The 17656-nt window shown below is 61.1% G+C and carries 14 protein-coding genes; 12 read left to right on the top strand and 2 right to left on the bottom strand.

The features are described 5' to 3' along the window. Positions 1-34: 34 nt before the first annotated feature. Entirely contained in the window at positions 35-1357 is a 1323-nt protein-coding gene (repC, locus tag AC27VQ_RS00365; RefSeq protein WP_488714720.1) for a plasmid replication protein RepC, read from the top strand. Further along, the gene (locus AC27VQ_RS00370; protein ID WP_488714721.1) at positions 1354-1743 is read left to right on the top strand and encodes a DUF6074 family protein; all 390 of its coding nucleotides are present in this window, start codon (positions 1354-1356) and stop codon (positions 1741-1743) included. The genes repC and AC27VQ_RS00370 overlap by 4 nt, the downstream gene beginning before the upstream one ends. Positions 1744-1752: 9 nt before the next feature. Here the strand turns inward: AC27VQ_RS00370 and AC27VQ_RS00375 are convergent, their stop codons facing one another. Next, positions 1753-2334, bottom strand: coding sequence for a LysE family translocator (locus AC27VQ_RS00375; RefSeq protein ID WP_488714722.1), 582 nt, complete (start codon positions 2332-2334; stop codon positions 1753-1755). 162 nt (positions 2335-2496) lie between these two features. Between AC27VQ_RS00375 and AC27VQ_RS00380 the strand changes: the two genes are divergently transcribed. The 8 genes from AC27VQ_RS00380 to AC27VQ_RS00415 all read left to right on the top strand — a co-directional run bounded on the left by AC27VQ_RS00380 (position 2497) and on the right by AC27VQ_RS00415 (position 12886). Further along, the gene (locus tag AC27VQ_RS00380) at positions 2497-2997 is read left to right on the top strand and encodes a heme-degrading domain-containing protein (protein WP_488714723.1); all 501 of its coding nucleotides are present in this window, start codon (positions 2497-2499) and stop codon (positions 2995-2997) included. 90 nt (positions 2998-3087) lie between these two features. Then, positions 3088-4911, top strand: coding sequence for a sensor histidine kinase (locus tag AC27VQ_RS00385; RefSeq protein WP_488714724.1), 1824 nt, complete (start codon positions 3088-3090; stop codon positions 4909-4911). Further along, entirely contained in the window at positions 4908-6263 is a 1356-nt protein-coding gene (locus AC27VQ_RS00390; protein ID WP_488714725.1) for a sigma-54-dependent transcriptional regulator, read from the top strand. Before AC27VQ_RS00385 ends, AC27VQ_RS00390 begins: the two co-directional genes overlap by 4 nt. A gap of 199 nt (positions 6264-6462) precedes the next feature. Then, complete coding sequence (locus AC27VQ_RS00395) at positions 6463-7446, top strand: tripartite tricarboxylate transporter substrate-binding protein (RefSeq protein WP_421591655.1); 984 nt, start codon at positions 6463-6465, stop codon at positions 7444-7446. A gap of 95 nt (positions 7447-7541) precedes the next feature. Then, complete coding sequence (locus AC27VQ_RS00400) at positions 7542-8003, top strand: tripartite tricarboxylate transporter TctB family protein (RefSeq protein WP_313523249.1); 462 nt, start codon at positions 7542-7544, stop codon at positions 8001-8003. An 11-nt stretch (positions 8004-8014) separates the two neighbouring features. Further along, positions 8015-9520 carry a tripartite tricarboxylate transporter permease gene (locus tag AC27VQ_RS00405; protein WP_488714726.1) on the top strand — a complete coding sequence of 502 codons (1506 nt, stop codon included), beginning with the start codon at positions 8015-8017 and terminating at the stop codon, positions 9518-9520. A 126-nt stretch (positions 9521-9646) separates the two neighbouring features. Further along, complete coding sequence (locus AC27VQ_RS00410; protein ID WP_488714727.1) at positions 9647-10531, top strand: helix-turn-helix domain-containing protein; 885 nt, start codon at positions 9647-9649, stop codon at positions 10529-10531. Positions 10532-10684: 153 nt separating this feature from the next. Further along, on the top strand, positions 10685-12886 hold the full coding sequence (locus tag AC27VQ_RS00415; protein ID WP_488714728.1) for a TonB-dependent siderophore receptor: 2202 nt from the start codon (positions 10685-10687) through the stop codon (positions 12884-12886). Between the two features lie 71 nt (positions 12887-12957). Here the strand turns inward: AC27VQ_RS00415 and AC27VQ_RS00420 are convergent, their stop codons facing one another. After that, positions 12958-13719 (bottom strand): DeoR/GlpR family DNA-binding transcription regulator, encoded by a 762-nt coding sequence (locus AC27VQ_RS00420; RefSeq protein WP_313523255.1) that lies wholly within the window; start codon positions 13717-13719, stop codon positions 12958-12960. 225 nt (positions 13720-13944) lie between these two features. Between AC27VQ_RS00420 and AC27VQ_RS00425 the strand changes: the two genes are divergently transcribed. Both AC27VQ_RS00425 and AC27VQ_RS00430 read left to right on the top strand, forming a co-directional pair. Beyond that, positions 13945-14856, top strand: coding sequence for a phosphotransferase (locus AC27VQ_RS00425; protein ID WP_488714729.1), 912 nt, complete (start codon positions 13945-13947; stop codon positions 14854-14856). Further along, complete coding sequence (locus AC27VQ_RS00430; protein WP_488714730.1) at positions 14853-17294, top strand: GcvT family protein; 2442 nt, start codon at positions 14853-14855, stop codon at positions 17292-17294. Before AC27VQ_RS00425 ends, AC27VQ_RS00430 begins: the two co-directional genes overlap by 4 nt. The last annotated feature ends 362 nt before the right edge of the window (positions 17295-17656 follow it).

Raw genomic sequence — 17656 nt, forward strand, 5'->3', positions numbered from 1 at the left:
GGGGTCTCTTTTGCCTTTTTGAGGGTGAAGAGACATGGAAACGGACGGCATAGCGACGCCCTTCGGGCAGCGGGCGATGACGCTTGGCATGTTGGCAAGCCAGGCGATCGTCAAAACGATCCCGCCGGAAGCAAGTATTGACAAGTGGAAACTCTACCGCTGGCTCTGCGAAGCACGGCCGAAGCTGCGTATTAGCGATCGTGCGCTGTCGGTGCTGAATGCGCTGATGAGCTTCTATCCGAAGACGGAGCTTGCGGCCGGCGACAGCATGGTCGTCTTCCCCTCCAACATGCAGCTCTCGCTGCGCACGCACGGCATGGCGGAAACCACGCTGCGCCGGCATCTCGCCGCGCTCGTCGATGCGGGGCTTCTGATGCGGCGGGATAGTCCTAACGGGAAACGGTACGTTCGCCGGGATAGGGAAGGGGAGATCGGCGAGGCGTTCGGCTTTTCCCTTGCCCCCCTCCTCGCGAGGGCAGGGGAGATCGAGCAGCTTGCCGCGGCCGTAACGGCCGAACGGCTGCTTTTGCAGCGGCTTCGCGAGCGCATCACGCTGGTTCGCCGCGATATCGTCAAGCTGATCGAAACGGCCCTAGAGGACGATCTGGCTGGTGACTGGATGCAGTTCGAAGCGGAATATCGCGTGCAAATCCTGGGTTTGCCGCGCATTGCAACGCCTGAAATCCTCGCCCCCATCCTTTCCGCGCTCGAAGTTTTGCGCTCGGAGATACTCAAGTGCATGGAAGATCAAGTTATTTTATATAATTCGGCTGGCTATCCCGACCAAACTGAGCGGCACAAACAGAATTCAAAACCCAATTCTAACTCTGATCTTGAACCTCGCTTCGAAACGAAGCAGGACAGCCAGGCCGAATTCCAGCCGGACACGCTGGCAGCGGCTGATAGAACTGTGGCAGCTAAACCCAGAAATCCTGCCACAGCGGACAATCCGCTCAACCATGACAGAGTGAATTCGCCGCAGCGTCCATTGGGAGCCGGCCCGGAACCTCAAAAACCCTATCCCCTCCCCCTCGTCCTGCAAGCTTGCCCGGAAATTGTTCCGTTTGGGCCGGGCGGCACGATTACGGGGTGGCGTGATCTGATGACGGCGGCGGTGGTGGTGCGCTCGATGCTGGCGATCAGCCCATCGGCCTATGAAAACGCCTGCGCGGTGCTCGGACCGGAAAACGCGGCGACGGTCATTGCCTGCATTCTGGAGCGGTCCGGACATATCAACTCGGCCGGCGGTTACCTGCGCGACCTTACCCGGCGCGCGGAACGCGGCGAATTCACACTCGGCCCGATGCTAATGGCGCTGGCCCGTGCGAATGGCGAGCCGGCCAAACGGGCGGGATGACGACAAATCGGGACAGTGAATTCGGCTTTGGAAACCGCACGTTAACCATGCGATCCGTAATCATGGGGGGCAAGACAAGGAAGCCCGAATCAATGCCCCCTTATGCCTCCGCGCAGATGCGCCGCCGTTCTGTTGCCACTGAAACAGGACCGGTTGTGCCCTTCCCCGCCGAACGCCGCACGGCGCAAATCCGTCGCTGCGCCGGCGAACTCGATGGTTTGCAAGGCGAGGATGCGCGGCTCTATTGGCGGAAGGTCTGCCGCGAACTGGCGGAGGAAATGCAGAAGCTTGGATCGAGCGAGGATAATGCCCGCGCCGCGGTTTTTGCCTTTCAGGATGAGGTACAGCAGGAGCTTTTCCGCATGCACCATGCGGAAGAGGCCTGATATCGGGGATCAAATGAGACCGGTTGCGCTGCTCACGAGGCCGAGCGAAAAGACGACGAGGAATATCGCGGCAATCCGGTAGACCAGACGCGGCGACAAAACCGGGGCCTGGCCGACAAAGCTGCCGAGCAACAGGAAGCAGGTTCCGGCGCCGGCAACAAGCAGGCTGAAAAGTCCGAGAGCCGGCGCGATGTCCATGAGCGGTCCATGCGGCATGATGACGAGCCCGATGATCGGGGCCTTCGGATTGAGCATGGTGGTCAGAAACACCTGAGCAACTGTCACCGCTTTCGCATCCCCCTCCCCTGCCGGTTTCGACGAGACGAGCCAAAGCCTGATGGCGAGGAAGAGAACCCAGCAAGCTGCAACGACACGCAGGGCTACCGATAATGTCGGGCGGCCATCAAGAAGTGCTGCCGCAACCGTCGCCAAAGGTATGACGACGGTGAGATAACCGCACAGCTCGCCCAACAGCAATGGAAGGCTCTTGCGAAAACCGCGCGCCGCTGCGCCGACCGTCAGCAGGGTGTTGGTCGGACCCGGCGTCAGGAGCAAAGCGAGGATGGCGAAGAGAAAGAAGCTGTCCGGCATATCGGTCCCATGGAAGGTTCGCTCACTCCGTCCCTTCTCTACGTCTCCTCCTTGAGCGCAACCTTGATCTCCGTCAAGAGACCGTAAGCAATAGGCCGCCGCTCTTCCCCTCGACCTTTTGTCCCGCTAGGAACAGAGACTTATTTCCGCAGGGAGGAAACAATGACGGACATGATTGCAGACGACATCCGCCGGCTTGAAGAGCAGGAGCGGCTTCTGCGTTTTGCCAAGTTCAGCCCGGACGATGCCTGGGCACTTGGAAACCGGGTTCGCGAAACGGCGCTTGCGCTTGGTGCCGGCGTCGCGATCGACATTTCGCTTCGCGACCGGGTTCTCTTCCACTGCGCCCTGCCCGGCACATCGACGGACAATGTCGAATGGATCCGGCGTAAGCGCAACACGGTGCTGCGGCTTTGGCACTCGTCCTATCTCGTCGGCCGTCGATTGGCGCTTTCCGGCCGCGAGCAGGTGGAGGCGCATAATCTTCCCCATTCGGACTTCGCGGTGCATGGCGGCAGTTTCCCGCTCTTTGTCGCCGAGCTCGGATGCGTGGGCGCGGTCACGGTTTCTGGCGTGCCGCAACGGACCGATCACGCCATCGTGGTCGATGGCATTGCCGCCTTTCTTGGCGTGGAACTTGGAGATAGCCGCCTGCCGGATTGATCCCTCCCCTCCCCCTAGGAAAGAAGCAATGGGCTGCGTAGGATAGGCGGCCCGGTTCTTCGGGTGATGGAGGAGAGGAGCCCTCATTTCGTGAAGGTGCGTTACGCCCTGGCGTTTGCGATCTTGCCGATCGTTATCGTTCTTGCGGTCCTGCAAGGCGGAACGCTGATGACGCGCAGCTATATGGATGAGGCATCGTCGCAAGCCAGTTCGGCTTTGCGTCTTGCGGTGGCGGCACTTGCCGGCCATCTCAGCCGATACGAACCCCTCCCCGCACTGATCGCCGATCACGACGATATCGAGGCGCTCCTGCAGAAACCGGATGATCCCTCTCTTCGCCGTGCGGCCAGCAGCTATCTCAAGGAAATCAACGGGCTTCTGGAATCCTCCGACATTTATGTCATGACCCCTGATGGCAATACGATTGCCGCCAGCAACTACGAAATGCCAGCGACCTTCGTCGGGCAGAATTTTCACTATCGCCCCTACTTCCAGGATGCGATCAAGGGACAGCGAGCGCGGTTCTATGCGCTTGGAACGACCTCGCTGAAACGCGGCTACTACTTTTCCTCGCCCGTGGAGGTCGCCGGCAAAATCCTGGGGGTCATCGTCTTCAAGGTGGATATCGATTCCATCGAGACATCGTGGCGCGGCGGGGAATACAAGATCTTCGTTGCGGATCCCGAGGGCATCATTTTCATGTCGGGGAGCCCGGAATGGCTCTATACCGGAATTCTACCATTGGATGCGGCGCGACTTGCGCGCACGCAGGCCTCGAGGCGTTATGCCGATGCCGAGTTGCGCCCCCTCCCCCAGACCGAGACGGTTTACCACGGTCAACATCTGATGAGCATCATGTCGAGTGGGGCAAGCCGTGAATATCTTCGCCTTTCCCAATACATGCCGGAGGCGGATTGGACGGTCAATGTTCTGCTCGATACGGCATCGGTGCGCGCGCAGGCCCGCACGACGCTGATCGCGATCTTGCTCTTCATCTGTCTTACCGGTTTGGGCGGCGCCGTTCTCTGGCAGCGCCGAAGTCGGGTGGTGGAGCGCTTGCGTTTGCAGGAGGAAACCCAAAACGAACTGGAGCGGCGCGTCGAAGAACGCACCGCCGATCTTGCCCGCGTGAATGAGCAGATCGAGCTGGAGGTTTCTGAGCGCCGATTAACCGAACAGGAATTGCGCAAGACCCAGGCGGATCTCATTCAGGCGGGAAAACTGGCCGGCCTCGGTCAGATGTCGGCAGCGCTGTCGCATGAATTCAACCAGCCGCTCGCCGCCGCAAAAACCTATGCCGATAGCGCTGCCTTGCTGATGGAGCGCGGCCGTATGCCGGAAGCGCAGGACAATGTCCGCCGCATTTCAAGCCTTATCGATCGCATGGCTTCTATAAGTCGTCACTTACGCAACTTCGCGCGCAAGCCGAATGAAAAACTCGGCCCGGTTCTCCTTTCGGGTGTGATTGCCGATACGCTTGAAATCGTCACGCCGCGGCTCAAGGCGGCGGACGCGGAGCTGGTGCCTCAGCTTGAAGAAGACGGTCTGGCTGTTCAGGCCGGGCCGGTGCGCTTGCAGCAGGTCTTGGTCAATATTATCGGCAATGCGGCGGATGCGGTCGAAAGCCTGGACAACAGGAAAATTCTGCTTTCGGCTAGCCGAGCGGGCGGGCGCATTGTCATCACGATACGCGATCATGGGCCGGGTGTACCCGCAGCGATCGCCGAGCGCATCTTCGATCCTTTCTTCACCACCAAGGGCGTCGGCAAGGGACTTGGCCTGGGCCTCTCCATTTCTTACAACATTATCAAAGACTTCGGTGGAGATCTATCGGTGACGAACCATGTCGATGGTGGGGCGGTGTTCCAGCTGGTGCTCGACCCGGCGAACGCTGCGCGTGAGGCGGCGGAATGACGGGACCGCGTGTTCTCCTGATCGATGACGAGGAGGAGATGCGCCGCTCCTCCGCGCAAGCCTTGGAACTCGTCGATCTCACGGTCGAGACATTTTCGAGCGCCGAACCGGTGCTGGAGCTTGTCGGCTATGCATTCGACGGTGTCGTGGTCAGCGACATCCGCATGCCGGGCATGGATGGCATGACGCTGCTCCAGCGGATTCGCGAAGTCGATCCCGAAGTGCCGGTGATCCTGGTGACGGGGCATGCGGATGTGCAGCTCGCGGTCAGCGCCATGCGCGCCGGTGTCTACGATTTCATCGAAAAGCCGTTTGCGGCGCAGCATCTGGCGGCCGTCATTCGCCGCGCGATGGACCGGCGCAGCCTTGTGCTGGAGAACCGCCGCCTGCGTGCCGTCGCCGGAAAGCGTGACGATATCGAAGCGCGGCTACCCGGACGGACCCAGGTTATGGTGGACCTGCGCTACAGACTGCGAGCCATCGGCGCAACGGATGCGGATACACTCATCATCGGCGAGACGGGCGTCGGCAAGGAGGTCGTGGCCCGAGCCTTGCATGATGTCAGCAGCCGGGCAAACCGACCGTTCATCGCGATCAATTGCGCCGCCCTCCCCGAGAATCTTATCGAAAGCGAGTTGTTCGGCCACGAGCCTGGCGCCTTTCCCGGTGCGCTTCGGCCGCGCTACGGCAAGTTCGAACACGGCCGTGGAGGCACGATCCTGCTTGATGAGATCGGCTCTATGCCCTTTGATTTACAAGCGAAATTCCTTCGTGTCCTGCAGGAACGCGTCATCACGCGGCTCGGTTCTAACGAGCAGATCCCGCTCGATGTGCGCTTCATTGCGACAAGCAAAGTCGATCTCGAAGCCGAGGTTGCGGCCAACCGTTTCCGCGCGGATCTCCTCTATAGGCTGAATGTCGCGACGCTCCGTGTGCCTTCGCTTGCGCAACGTCAAGCCGATATCCCGCTTCTCTTCCTCCAATTGGTACGCGAGGCCGCGGCGCGATATAGCCGCAATGACATCGACGTGCCGCCGGAATTGATAACGGATATTGCCACGCGTAGCTGGCTCGGCAATGTCCGCGAGCTTCGCAACGCCGCCGACCGACTGGTGCTTGGCCTGTCCCCCAACCCGGAAGACGGCACGCCTGAAATCGGGCCGCAACGTCTTGCGGATCGGGTGGCGTCCTACGAGCGCGGACTGATCGCCAGCGCACTCGCTGCCCATGGCGGTAGTCTGAAGCCGGTTTACGAGCAACTCGGGGTTTCCCGTAAAACGCTTTACGAGAAGATGCAGAAATACGGGCTCGACAAATATGCCCGTTTCGATACCTCTCAAGACGACGCCTGATCCTGAATGGGTGGAAATCCACCCATCGACTGGGCTCTTTGTCCCCTAAGGTACCCACTCCAATCGGGTTTACTGCCGTAAACAGCGCGTCGTCAGGTCAATCGGCTTGTCCCGTCGACGCCATCATTCACTCTGGAAGCAACCAGAAACGGTGCGGGAGGAGCTGCGCCGGCTGGTCGTTTCATCTCGGGAGGATTTGATGAAGACCTTGAAATCCCTGTTTGGCGTTTCCGCCGCTGTTGTCGCCACCCTGCTCGCAACGTCGGCTCTCGGGCAGACCTATCCGGAACGCACGATCACCATGGTTGTGCCCTTCTCTGCCGGCGGTCCCACCGATACGGTCACGCGTCTTGTCGCAGAGGCCATGTCGAAGGATCTTGGCCAGCAGATCGTGGTGGAGAATGTCGGTGGCGCGGGCGGTACGCTCGGTGCAGGCCGCGTCGCGAGCGCTGATCCCGATGGCTACACCCTGCTGCTGCACCATATCGGCATGGCGACCAGCGCCACACTGTATCGCAAGCTCGCCTATGACACCCTCAACGCTTTCGAATATGTTGGGCTCGTCACCGAGGTGCCGATGACGATCGTCGCCCGCAAAGATCTGGAGCCTGGCGATCTCAAGGGCCTGATCGACTATATGAAGGCGAACAAGGACACCGTAACAGTGGCCAATGCCGGCATCGGTGCGGCGTCGCATCTCTGCGGCATGATGCTGATGAGCGCGCTCCAGACGCAGTTTACCACCGTCCCCTACAAGGGCACCGGCCCTGCCATGACCGACCTTTTGGGCGGCCAGGTCGATGTTATGTGCGACCAGACGACCAACACGACCAAGCAGATCCAGGGCGGGACGATCAAGGCCTATGCCGTGACGTCCCCCGCCCGGCTGGGCAACCTGCCCGATATACCCACGGCCGAAGAAGGTGGGCTCCCCGGTTTCCAGGTCGGCATCTGGCATGGCATCTATGCACCGAAGGGCACCTCGACCGAGGTGACGGAGCGGCTCTCGAAGTCGCTGCAGTTGGCGCTGAAGGACCCCAACGTTATCGCCCGCTTCGCCGAATTGGGCACTGCCCCCTCCTCTGACGCCGACGCGACGCCGGCTGGGTTGAAGGCAAAGCTCGAGAGCGAAATCGCCCGGTGGAAGCCGGTGATCGAGGCCGCTGGCCAGTACGCCGACTGATCAAACCCACTGAATGATGGAAAGTGACGGCAGTCAACGCTGTCACTTTCCATCCGTTGTGCGCGCTTCCGGGAACGCCGGGAGAAGGGGATTCCATGAAAAACCTGCAGTTCGACAGCACCAATGCGATATGCGGCCTGACCTTCATCGCTCTCGGGTGCTTCTTTATTTATCAATGCCTTAACCTGGAACTCGGCACGGCATTCCGCATGGGGCCGGGCTATTTCCCGCTTTTCCTGGCAGCTATCCTCACGCTTTTGGGTGCAATCGTTCTCGTGCAGGCAACCCGTGTTCAAGGCGAGCCGATCGGGCCGATTGCATTGCGCGGCATGCTGTTCATTCTGCCGGCACCCGTCTTTTTCGGGCTGACGGTGCGCGGTCTCGGCTTTGTACCGTCGCTGTTCTTCGCGGCGCTCATCGCGGCCTTCGCCTCCAGCCGGATGAAGCCCGGTATGGCGGTGGTTTTGGCGGCGGCCATCACGCTCTTTTCCGTCGCGGTGTTCAGCTATGCCCTCGGTCTGCCGTTCGAGCGGTTTGGCCCTTGGACCCGGCTCTAGGAGGGCACACCATGGATCTTATCAGCAATCTCGCACTTGGCTTTTCCACGGCCGCGTCGCCCGCAAACCTCGCCTTCTGCCTCATCGGCGTGCTTCTCGGCACGTTGATCGGCGTGCTGCCCGGCATCGGCGCCACGGCGACGATCGCCATGCTCCTGCCGATCACGTTCCAGCTGGAACCGGTCTCCTCGCTCATCATGCTCGCCGGCATTTACTACGGTGCGCAATATGGCGGCTCCACCACCGCAATCCTGATCAACATGCCCGGCGAATCTTCGTCTGCGGTGACGGCGATCGATGGATACCAGATGGCGCGCAAAGGCAGGGCAGGTGCGGCCCTCTCCATCGCGGCGCTCGGCTCGTTCTTTGCAGGCACGGTCTCCACCTTTCTCGTGGCGATCTTCGCGATCCCCTTGACGGCCATCGCGCTGAAATTCGGCGCGGCGGAGTATTTCTCGCTGATGGTTGTCGGCCTGGTTTCCTCCATTGCGCTGGCCCATGGCTCCATCGTCAAGGCGCTGGCCATGGTGGCGCTCGGCCTGCTTCTCGGCCTCGTCGGCACGGATATCTATACCGGTACGCCGCGGTTTACCTTGGGCATCCGCGAATATGCCGACGGTCTCAACTTTGTTGCCGTCGCGGTGGGCGTTTTCGGCATTGCAGAAATCCTGCGCAATCTGGAAGGCGAGAAGACCCGAACCCTGGTGATGGCGAAGGTATCCGGCCTGTGGCCCACGAAGGACGACTTTAAACGTATGGCAGCGCCCGTGCTGCGCGGCACGGTCATCGGCTCAGCCTTGGGCATCCTGCCGGGGGGAGGGGCCATCCTCGCGGCGTTCGCCTCCTACACGGTGGAAAAACGTGTGTCCGATCATCCTGAGGAGTTCGGTCACGGTGCCATTGCCGGTGTTGCAGGGCCGGAATCGGCCAACAATGCGGGTGCGCAGACCTCGTTCATCCCCCTGTTGACGTTGGGCATTCCGGCCAATCCCGTCATGGCGCTGATGGTCGGGGCGATGATCATCCAGGGGATCGTGCCCGGGCCGAATGTCGCCACCGAGCAGCCGACGCTCTTCTGGGGCATCATCGCCTCCATGTGGATCGGCAATCTGATGCTTGTGGTGCTGAACCTGCCGCTGATCGGCCTCTGGGTGAAGCTCTTGACGGTGCCCTACTACGTGCTCTTCCCGATCATCATGGCGTTCTGCTCGATCGGCGTCTATAGCGTGAACTCGAATGTTTATGACCTCTATGCCGTCGCCCTGTTCGGCCTTGGTGGTTACCTGTTGGTCAAGCTGCGTTGCGAGCCCGCACCGCTGCTGCTCGGCTTCGTGCTCGGGCCACTGCTGGAGGAAAATCTGCGGCGCGCCATGATCCTCTCGCGCGGTGACCCGACCACCTTTGTGACGCGCCCGATCAGTGCGATCCTCCTGGCGATTGCGCTTGCGGTTCTTGTCATCGTCTTCCTGCCGTCGGTCAAAAAGAAGCGCGAAGAGGTGTTCCAGGAGGAGGACTGAGAGCCGGTATCCGGATAGAATAGGGAAGGGCGGCCATGGGCCGCCCTATCTCATTTCCAGCGATATTGCACCGCAGCGAATTTCCGGATAAAACTTGATAATAATATGAAGGAATAAGCATTCGGCATGACATTCCAGCCGCGCATGCAAAACAGGATCGAGGGCTTTTCGGTGGTCGGCGGCCTCAATCGACGGCACTGGAACGGCATCGTCGCCGACGTCTGGGATGTCGAATGCGCGCCGCGCGCCGGGGGCTATTATGTCGGCCAGGATCCACGCCTGTTCGTCCTGCTCGACAAGCGCGGTCCCGGCCCTTCCCGCACCCGCCTGGCGCCGAGAGGCATTGAGACCGTTGGCGATTGGGCAAGTCGCCCGATTTCCTATATCCCCGCCAATTTCGAGCTCTGGGCGGATCTCGCCGACCACCGTTTCATGCGCCATCTTGACCTGCATTTCGACGTGGAGACCATCAGCCGGAGGTTGGCCGAGGACCTCGATCCCGAGCGCCTGCTGACGCCGCAACTGTTCTTTGCCGATGCCAAACTCTTGTCTCTGGCGCAGTTGATCGCCGCCGAAATCACCAATCCGCAGCCTCTGCATGATCTCTATGGCGACGGGTTGTCACTGGCGCTGATTATCGACGTTATGAATTTTGCCAAGGCGCCCGGCCGCAAGCGCAGCAAGCTTGCCGGCTGGCAACTGCGCCGCGCGACGGACTTCATTGAAGAAAACTGCTTGCGCAATATCCGGTTGGAGGAGATCGCCAACCTGATCGGTCTCTCGCAATCCCATTTCAGCCACGCCTTCAAGGCGTCGACTGGCGTCGCGCCGCATCAATGGCAGGTGAATGCGCGCCTCCGGCACGCCAAACAGTTGATTCTAAAGGGTGAACAGTCCCTGACGGAAATCGCTGCCGACGCCGGATTTGCCGATCAGGCGCATTTCACGCGAGTCTTCCGCAAGAATTTCGGAACGACGCCCGCTCATTGGCAGAAAGCGAATGTCGGCTGAAGCGGCCTGTGGGCGAATCTTCGCTGCCGGGAAAATTGCCCAAAAACGTTCAATTTTCGCGGAATGGGACAATCCCAATCGTTAAAACTGAGTTAATCACTCATCTTATCGTGGCCGGCCCGGAGAGGGGACGGCGTGAGTGGGGTGTCTGTAATGATCAAGAAAATCAACAATCCGCATGCTTTGAAAATGGCTCTGGCCTGCGGAACGGCTGCTATCGCCTTGCTGGCGTCGTCGCCCTCTTACGCGCAGGATGCGGCCGGCGTGACCCGTCTTGAAGAGGTTCGCGTCGAGCAGGGGGAGGCGGTGGGCGACACCAAGGGTACCGATCCGGTCAAGGGCATCGTCGCGAAATCGACCCGGAGCGGCACGAAATCGACGACAGCGCTCAACGAAGTTCCCCAATCTGTGACCGTTGTCGGCCGCGAACAGATCGACGACCAGAGCCCACAGAAGATCGATGAGGCTCTGCGCTACGTGGCCGGTGTCACCACATCAACCTATGGCACGGATGCGGACACGGACTGGTTCTTCATTCGTGGCTTCCAGGCCGAGCAGACGGGGGTGTTCCTCGATGGTCTCTCGCTTTTCCAGACCGGCTTCGGCACCTTCCTCGTCGATCCGTTCTTCCTCGAGCGCATCGAGGTGATCAAAGGTCCGAGCTCCGTGCTTTATGGCAGCGGGAACCCGGGCGGCTTTGTCAACATGATCAGCAAGCGCCCGACCGATGAGCCGCTTCGTTATGTTGAAACCGGCATCAACAGTTTTGGTAACGGTTATCTCGGCCTCGACTTCAGCGACAAGCTCGGCAGCAGCGACGTCTTGAGCTATCGGGTTACCGGAAAACTTTCCGGCGGTGGCTGGGAAACCGACCACGCGAAGGATTTCCGCGGCACGATCGCCCCGAGCCTGACCTGGAGCCCCGACGATGCCACCAGCCTGACGATCCTGAGCTCCTACCAGAACATCGACCTGACGCACACCAGCACAGGCTTCCTGCCCTATGTCGGGACTGTCGTCGACTCGCCGAACTTCGGACGGATCCCGCGGGATTTCTTCTATGGCGATGAGGACTTCGACACCTATGAACGCCAGCAGGCGATGATCGGCTACGAGTTCGAGCACACGTTCGACAACAACTGGACGGTTCGCCAGAACGTTCGCTACGCGAATGTCTCGCTGAAGGAGGATGCGCTTTACGCCAATGGCGCATCGTTCGCCGATCCGACTAAGATCGCCCGCTACCGTTTTGCACACGATACCGATGTCGGGCTGCTGACGGTCGACAACCAGCTTGAGGGCGAATTTGCAACCGGTGGACTTGAGCACACGCTGCTCGTCGGTCTGGACTACCGGCATTACGATATCGACCAGGTTCAGGCGACAGGGGGCTTTGTTCCCGGCGATCTGGACATTGATCCGCAAGATCCGGTTTACGGCAATGTCGATCTGCCGGACCTTTTCGATCCTTATGCGGATAACGAATTCAAGCGTGATCAGCTCGGCATTTATGCACAGGACCAGATCAAGTTCGGCGGCGGTTGGGTTGCAACGCTGAACGGGCGCTACGATTTCGTCTCCACGAAAATCGACGATCGGACAGCGGCGGCTCTCGGCTCTACCGACACCGACAACAGCAAGTTCACATGGCGGGCGGCGCTCGCCTATGAATTTGACAACGGTCTCACGCCTTACGTCAGCTATTCGACGTCCTTCAATCCGGCGACGTCGGTCGATCCGGTGAATGGCCTGCCGGATCCGGATGTGGGCAAACAATGGGAAGCGGGCGTAAAGTACCAGCCCGACTTCATGGATGCCCTTATTACTGCAGCCTATTTCGACATAACGCGGGAGAATGTCGTCAAGTCCGAATTCGTCGGCGGTATGAGCCGCTACTATGCGATCGGCGAAGTGGAAGCGCGTGGCTTTGAAGCCTCCGCGCAGGCGAATGTAACCGAGGGTCTCAAGGCCATTGCCGCCTTTACCTATATCGACATGGACGTCGTCAAGGACCTTCGGCCGGAACTGGTGGGCAACACGCCCGTTCAGGTTCCGGACCTGACCGCATCCTTCTGGCTCGACTATGCCTTCCAAAGCGATGCGCTCAGCGGCCTGAGCGTTGCGGCCGGTGTGCGCCATGTCGGCAAGTCCTGGGCAAACGATGCCAATACGTTGAAGGTGCCTGCCGCCACGCTCATGGATGCGGCGATCCGCTATGAAAAGGACAATTGGTCGGTTGCGCTCAACGCCTCCAACCTGTTCGACAAGCGGTATGTCGCATCGTGCCAGAGTGAATCGAGTTGCGGCTACGGCGCAGGCCGCACGTTCATGCTCAAGGCAAGCACGTCGTTCTGATCGTGCGCACAGCCTGAACAACACGAAACCCGGCGAATCAATCGCCGGGTTTTTAGTTTACTGCAGGCAACTTAGCGGGCGAGGTTGACGGTGACGCCCGCCGTCTTCAGTGCTGCCGCGACATCGCGGGGCGGGGCCTTGTCGGTGTAGAGGTCGGTGAGGGCGGAGAAGTCGCAGACGCGCACCAGACCCTGCCGGCCGAACTTCGTGTGGTCGGTCACGACGACGGCGCGGCGACCCTGTGCTACCACGGCGCGGGCGAATTCGGCCTCTTCCAGATCGTAGTCCATGATGCCGATCGTGGCATCGATCGCGCCCGTCGAGATGACGGCATGGCCGACGGTGAAATGGCTGATGAACTCGATAGCCGAAATGCCGAAGGCCGCACCGTTGTCGCTGCGCAGCTCGCCGCCGGCCATATAGACACGATTGTCGTTGACGGTCGAAAGCGTGCGGGCAATGTCGGAGGAATTGGTCACCACCGTCAGCCGCCGATGGCCGAGCAGTTCACGGGCGAGATAGCTCGTCGTCGTTCCCGTATCCAGCATGATCGAATCGCCGTCGCGGATCGTTGCGGCGACCGCGATGGCGATCGCCTTCTTCGCATCGCTGTTTTCGCGCATACGCTTTTCGAACGGTGCCTCGCCGAGCAGGGAGGGCAAGGCGACCGCACCGTGCATTTTCACGACAGCGCCGTTGGTCGTCAGCGGCTTGATATCCCGCCGCACGGTTTCCAGGGACACGTCGAGCTTTTTGGCGAGGTCGGCGATCGTCACCGTGCCGTCCTGCTGGAGAAGGCGGAGGATATCGTTGTGGCGCTTGGAGTGATTCATGTCTTCTGGCCCGCGGAGACGTTTATCCTTTCATAATCGCACCGGAGCGATCTGGCAAGAAAGCGGCAAAAGCAGTCACAAAAACAGAAAAAGCCACATTTCAGGATTGACACCCGGTTTCATCCTGCATGAGATTGCCAACAGAAGCGACCAATAAGGCCAAAGGGAACGGCGCTTCGGGACGGTTTGCGGCAGAAGTCCGTGACACCACTTGGGGAGGGGTTGATGGACGGTCACATCGAGCTCAGCCGCGCCGTGGAAGATCGCATTCGTGCGATGCCATGCTGGCAGGGCCGGATCACGATTGCGCCGCTGAAGGGCGGCATCAGCAACGAGAGCTATGTCGTCAGCGACGGCGCGGGGCGCCATGTCGTGCGTTTCGGCAAGGATTATCCCTTCCATCATGTCTTCCGCGATCGCGAGCTGATGACGGCACGGGCGGCCCATGCAGCAGGCTTCGGGCCGGAGGTGCGCTATGCGGAGCCCGGCATCATGGTCTCGGCCTATCTCGGGGCGAAAACCTTCGGGGCAGGGGATGTGGCGGGCGAGCGCCGGCGCGTCGCCGATCTCCTCCGCCGCTTTCACACACAGATGCCGGCCGAAATCAGCGGCTCGGCCTTCCTCTTCTGGCCCTTCCACGTGGTGCGCGACTACGCCCGCACGCTGAAGGCCGGAAACAGCCGCATGGTGCCGCATCTGCCTGCCTATATCGCGCTGGCCGATGAGCTGGAGGCCGCGCAGTCGGCACTGCCCATCGTCTTCGGCCACAATGATCTCCTGCCGGCGAATATCCTCGATGATGGCCAAAAACTCTGGCTGATCGACTTCGAATATGCCGGCTTCTCCACCGCCATGTTCGATCTCGCCGGCACTACCTCCAATGCCGGGCTTTCGCCCGACGAGGCGGAGGATTTCCTCGACGCCTATTTCGGCGGCGCGCCGGACCCGGCGATCCGCCGCTCGCACGCCGCCATGCAATGCGCCTCGCTGCTGCGCGAGGCGATGTGGAGCATGGTCTCCGAGCTGCACCTCACCGCCCCCGGCGCCGACTATGTCGGCTACACCGCTGATAATCTCGACCGCCTCGACAAGGCGCTCGACCATTACAGAACCTTATACGGGAAACCCAAGACATGACCCTGCCATCCCATGCCGAGATCGTTGTCATCGGCGGCGGCATCATCGGCTGCTCGACGGCCTATCACCTGGCGCGTGACCATAAGGCGGATGTTGTCCTGCTCGAGCAGGGCACGCTGACCTCGGGCTCCACCTGGCATGCCGCCGGCCTCGTCGGTCAGCTGCGCTCCTCGGCCTCGATCACCCGTGTGCTGAAATATTCGGTTGATCTCTACAAGGGCCTTGAGGCCGAGACCGGGCTTGCTACCGGATGGAAGATGAGCGGTTGCCTGCGCCTTGCCACCAACCAGGACCGCTGGACCGAATTCCGCCGCCTGGCGACGACCGCCAAGAGCTTCGGCATGGACATGCACCTGCTGACGCCGCAGGAGGTCAAGGTGATGTGGCCGCTGATGGAGGTCGGCGATCTCGTCGGTGCGAGCTGGCTGCCGACGGACGGGCAGGCAAGCCCCTCCGATATCACCCAGTCGCTCGCCAAGGGTGCGCGCATGCATGGCGCGAAGATCGTCGAGAATGCGCGCGTCATAGGCTTCGACATGGAGGACGGGCGCATCAGGCGCGTGCGCACGACGCTTGGTGATATCGCCTGCGAAAAGGTCGTCAATTGCGCGGGCCAATGGGCGCGGCAGGTGGGCGCGATGGCCGGCATCAATGTGCCGCTGCAGCCCGTAAAACACCAGTATATCATCACCGAAAAGGTGCCCGGCCTCTCGACCGACGCGCCGACCATCCGCGATCCTGACCGGCGCACCTATTTCAAGGAGGAGGTCGGCGGCCTCGTCATGGGCGGCTACGAGCCGAACCCGCAGTCCTGGACGACCGGCGACGTGCCGGACGAATGGGCCTTCCGCCTGTTCGACGACGATTTCGACCATTTCGAGCAGCACATGGTCGAGGCGATCGCCCGCGTGCCGGCACTGGAGAAGGTCGGCGTGAAGCAGATGATCAACGGTCCCGAGAGTTTTACGCCCGACGGCAATTTCATTCTCGGCGTTGCGCCGGAATGCAAGAACATGTTCGTGGGCGCGGGCTTCAATGCCTTCGGCATCGCCTCCGGCGGCGGTGCAGGGTGGGTGCTGGCGCAATGGGTCGTCGATGGCGAGGCGCCGCTCGATCTCTGGGTGGTCGATATCAGGCGTTTCGCCGGCATGCATCGCGACCGCCAATGGGTGCTGGACCGCACGCTGGAGGCCTATGGCAAACACTATACGATCGGCTTCCCGCACGAGGAATATGAAAGCGGCCGCCCGCGCGTCGTCTCGCCGCTCTACGAGCGCCTGAAGGCGCGTGGCGCGGTGTTCGGCTCGAAGCTCGGCTGGGAGCGGCCGAACTGGTTCGCGCCTGAGGGTGTGGAGCCCAAGGATATCTATTCGATGGGCCGGCAGAACTGGTTTGCCGCCGTCGGCGACGAGCATCGCCATGTGCGCGAGGCCGTCGGCATCTTCGACCAGTCCTCCTTCGCCAAATACGAGATGACCGGGCCGGACGCGCTGAAGGCGCTCGACTGGATCTGCGCCAACGATGTCGGCAAGCCGGCGGGGCGGCTGACCTATACCCAGCTTCTCAACAGCCGCGGCGGCATCGAGGCGGACCTGACGGTGGCGCGCCTTGCGGAGGAAAAATTCTACATCGTCACGGGCACCGGTTTTCGCACCCACGATCTCGGCTGGATCGAGGACCACATCCCCGAAGGTCTCGACGTGACCCTGCGCGATGTCACGGAGGATTTCGGCACGCTCTCGCTGATGGGGCCTAAGGCACGCGACGTGCTCGCCGCCGTCACCGATGCGGATGTCTCCAACGCCGCCTTCCCCTTCGGCCATGTGCGGGAAATAACGATTGCCGGCCACACCGTCCGGGCGCTGCGCGTCACCTATGTCGGCGAACTCGGCTGGGAGCTGCATGTGCCGATCACGGCCATCGGAACGGTCTTCGATGCCCTGATGGCAGTGGGCGCACCGCACGATATCCGCCCTGTGGGCTACCGCGCACTGGAATCGCTTCGCCTCGAAAAAGGCTATCGCGCCTGGGGTTCGGATATCACGCCGAACGACACGCCCTTCGATGCGGGCCTCGGCTGGGCGGTGAAGCTGCGCAAGAACACCGACTTCCTCGGCCGCCGCGCCCTGGAAGCCGCTCAGGGCGAACCGCGCAAGAAGGCTTTCGCCGGTTTCACGGTGGATGATCCCGATATCGTGCTGGTCGGTCGCGAGACGATCCTGCGCAACGGCGAGCCCGTCGGCTACCTCACCAGCGGTGGCTACGGCTACACGCTGGGCCGGAATGTCGGCTACGGCTATGTGCGCCGCGCGGATGGCGTCGACGACGCATTTCTGGGCGATGGCGACTACGAGCTCGTCGTCGCCATGGAACGCACGCCCGCGAAGATCCATCTCGAACCGCTCTACGACCCCGCAGCCACGCGGGTGAAGGCCTGACATGCGAGGGAGGGCGGAAGTGCCCTCCTTTGCTTCCAACAAGGCAGCAGGGCTTCTCTCGGGCGCACAGGGGCTTGCTGGACGTGATTCCAGGCTTCGACCGAAAGAGGGGGCTCGCTGAAGCGAGATTTGCGTCTGGCGGCCTGTGGGCGGCATTTTCCAACGCGTCATATCTTCGGAGCGTTCTTGCCTTCTATCGTCGCCCGTGAAGGATATTTCAGCTGGCGACCTTGATTTCATCTCTGTAATCTGAAATATATTTCATTGTGTGAATTATATTGACACGCCGTGCATCCTGCGTTTAGGTGCTCATACCGGACTTCGAGGAGGAAGCCCGGTCTTCACTGAGATCAGCGGCGTCG

The sequence above is a fragment of the Shinella sp. 20P9.1.1 genome (assembly GCF_057798995.1).

Coding starts and splice junctions, on each gene's coding strand:
- AC27VQ_RS00430 (WP_488714730.1), top strand. CDS start 14,853: ATGACCCTGCCATCCCATGCCGAGATCGTTGTCATCGGCGGCGGCATC.
- AC27VQ_RS00410 (WP_488714727.1), top strand. CDS start 9,647: ATGACATTCCAGCCGCGCATGCAAAACAGGATCGAGGGCTTTTCGGTG.
- AC27VQ_RS00425 (WP_488714729.1), top strand. CDS start 13,945: ATGGACGGTCACATCGAGCTCAGCCGCGCCGTGGAAGATCGCATTCGT.
- AC27VQ_RS00390 (WP_488714725.1), top strand. CDS start 4,908: ATGACGGGACCGCGTGTTCTCCTGATCGATGACGAGGAGGAGATGCGC.
- AC27VQ_RS00400 (WP_313523249.1), top strand. CDS start 7,542: ATGAAAAACCTGCAGTTCGACAGCACCAATGCGATATGCGGCCTGACC.
- AC27VQ_RS00375 (WP_488714722.1), bottom strand. CDS start 2,334: ATGCCGGACAGCTTCTTTCTCTTCGCCATCCTCGCTTTGCTCCTGACG.
- AC27VQ_RS00405 (WP_488714726.1), top strand. CDS start 8,015: ATGGATCTTATCAGCAATCTCGCACTTGGCTTTTCCACGGCCGCGTCG.
- AC27VQ_RS00420 (WP_313523255.1), bottom strand. CDS start 13,719: ATGAATCACTCCAAGCGCCACAACGATATCCTCCGCCTTCTCCAGCAG.
- AC27VQ_RS00370 (WP_488714721.1), top strand. CDS start 1,354: ATGACGACAAATCGGGACAGTGAATTCGGCTTTGGAAACCGCACGTTA.
- AC27VQ_RS00415 (WP_488714728.1), top strand. CDS start 10,685: ATGATCAAGAAAATCAACAATCCGCATGCTTTGAAAATGGCTCTGGCC.
- AC27VQ_RS00395 (WP_421591655.1), top strand. CDS start 6,463: ATGAAGACCTTGAAATCCCTGTTTGGCGTTTCCGCCGCTGTTGTCGCC.
- AC27VQ_RS00380 (WP_488714723.1), top strand. CDS start 2,497: ATGACGGACATGATTGCAGACGACATCCGCCGGCTTGAAGAGCAGGAG.
- repC (WP_488714720.1), top strand. CDS start 35: ATGGAAACGGACGGCATAGCGACGCCCTTCGGGCAGCGGGCGATGACG.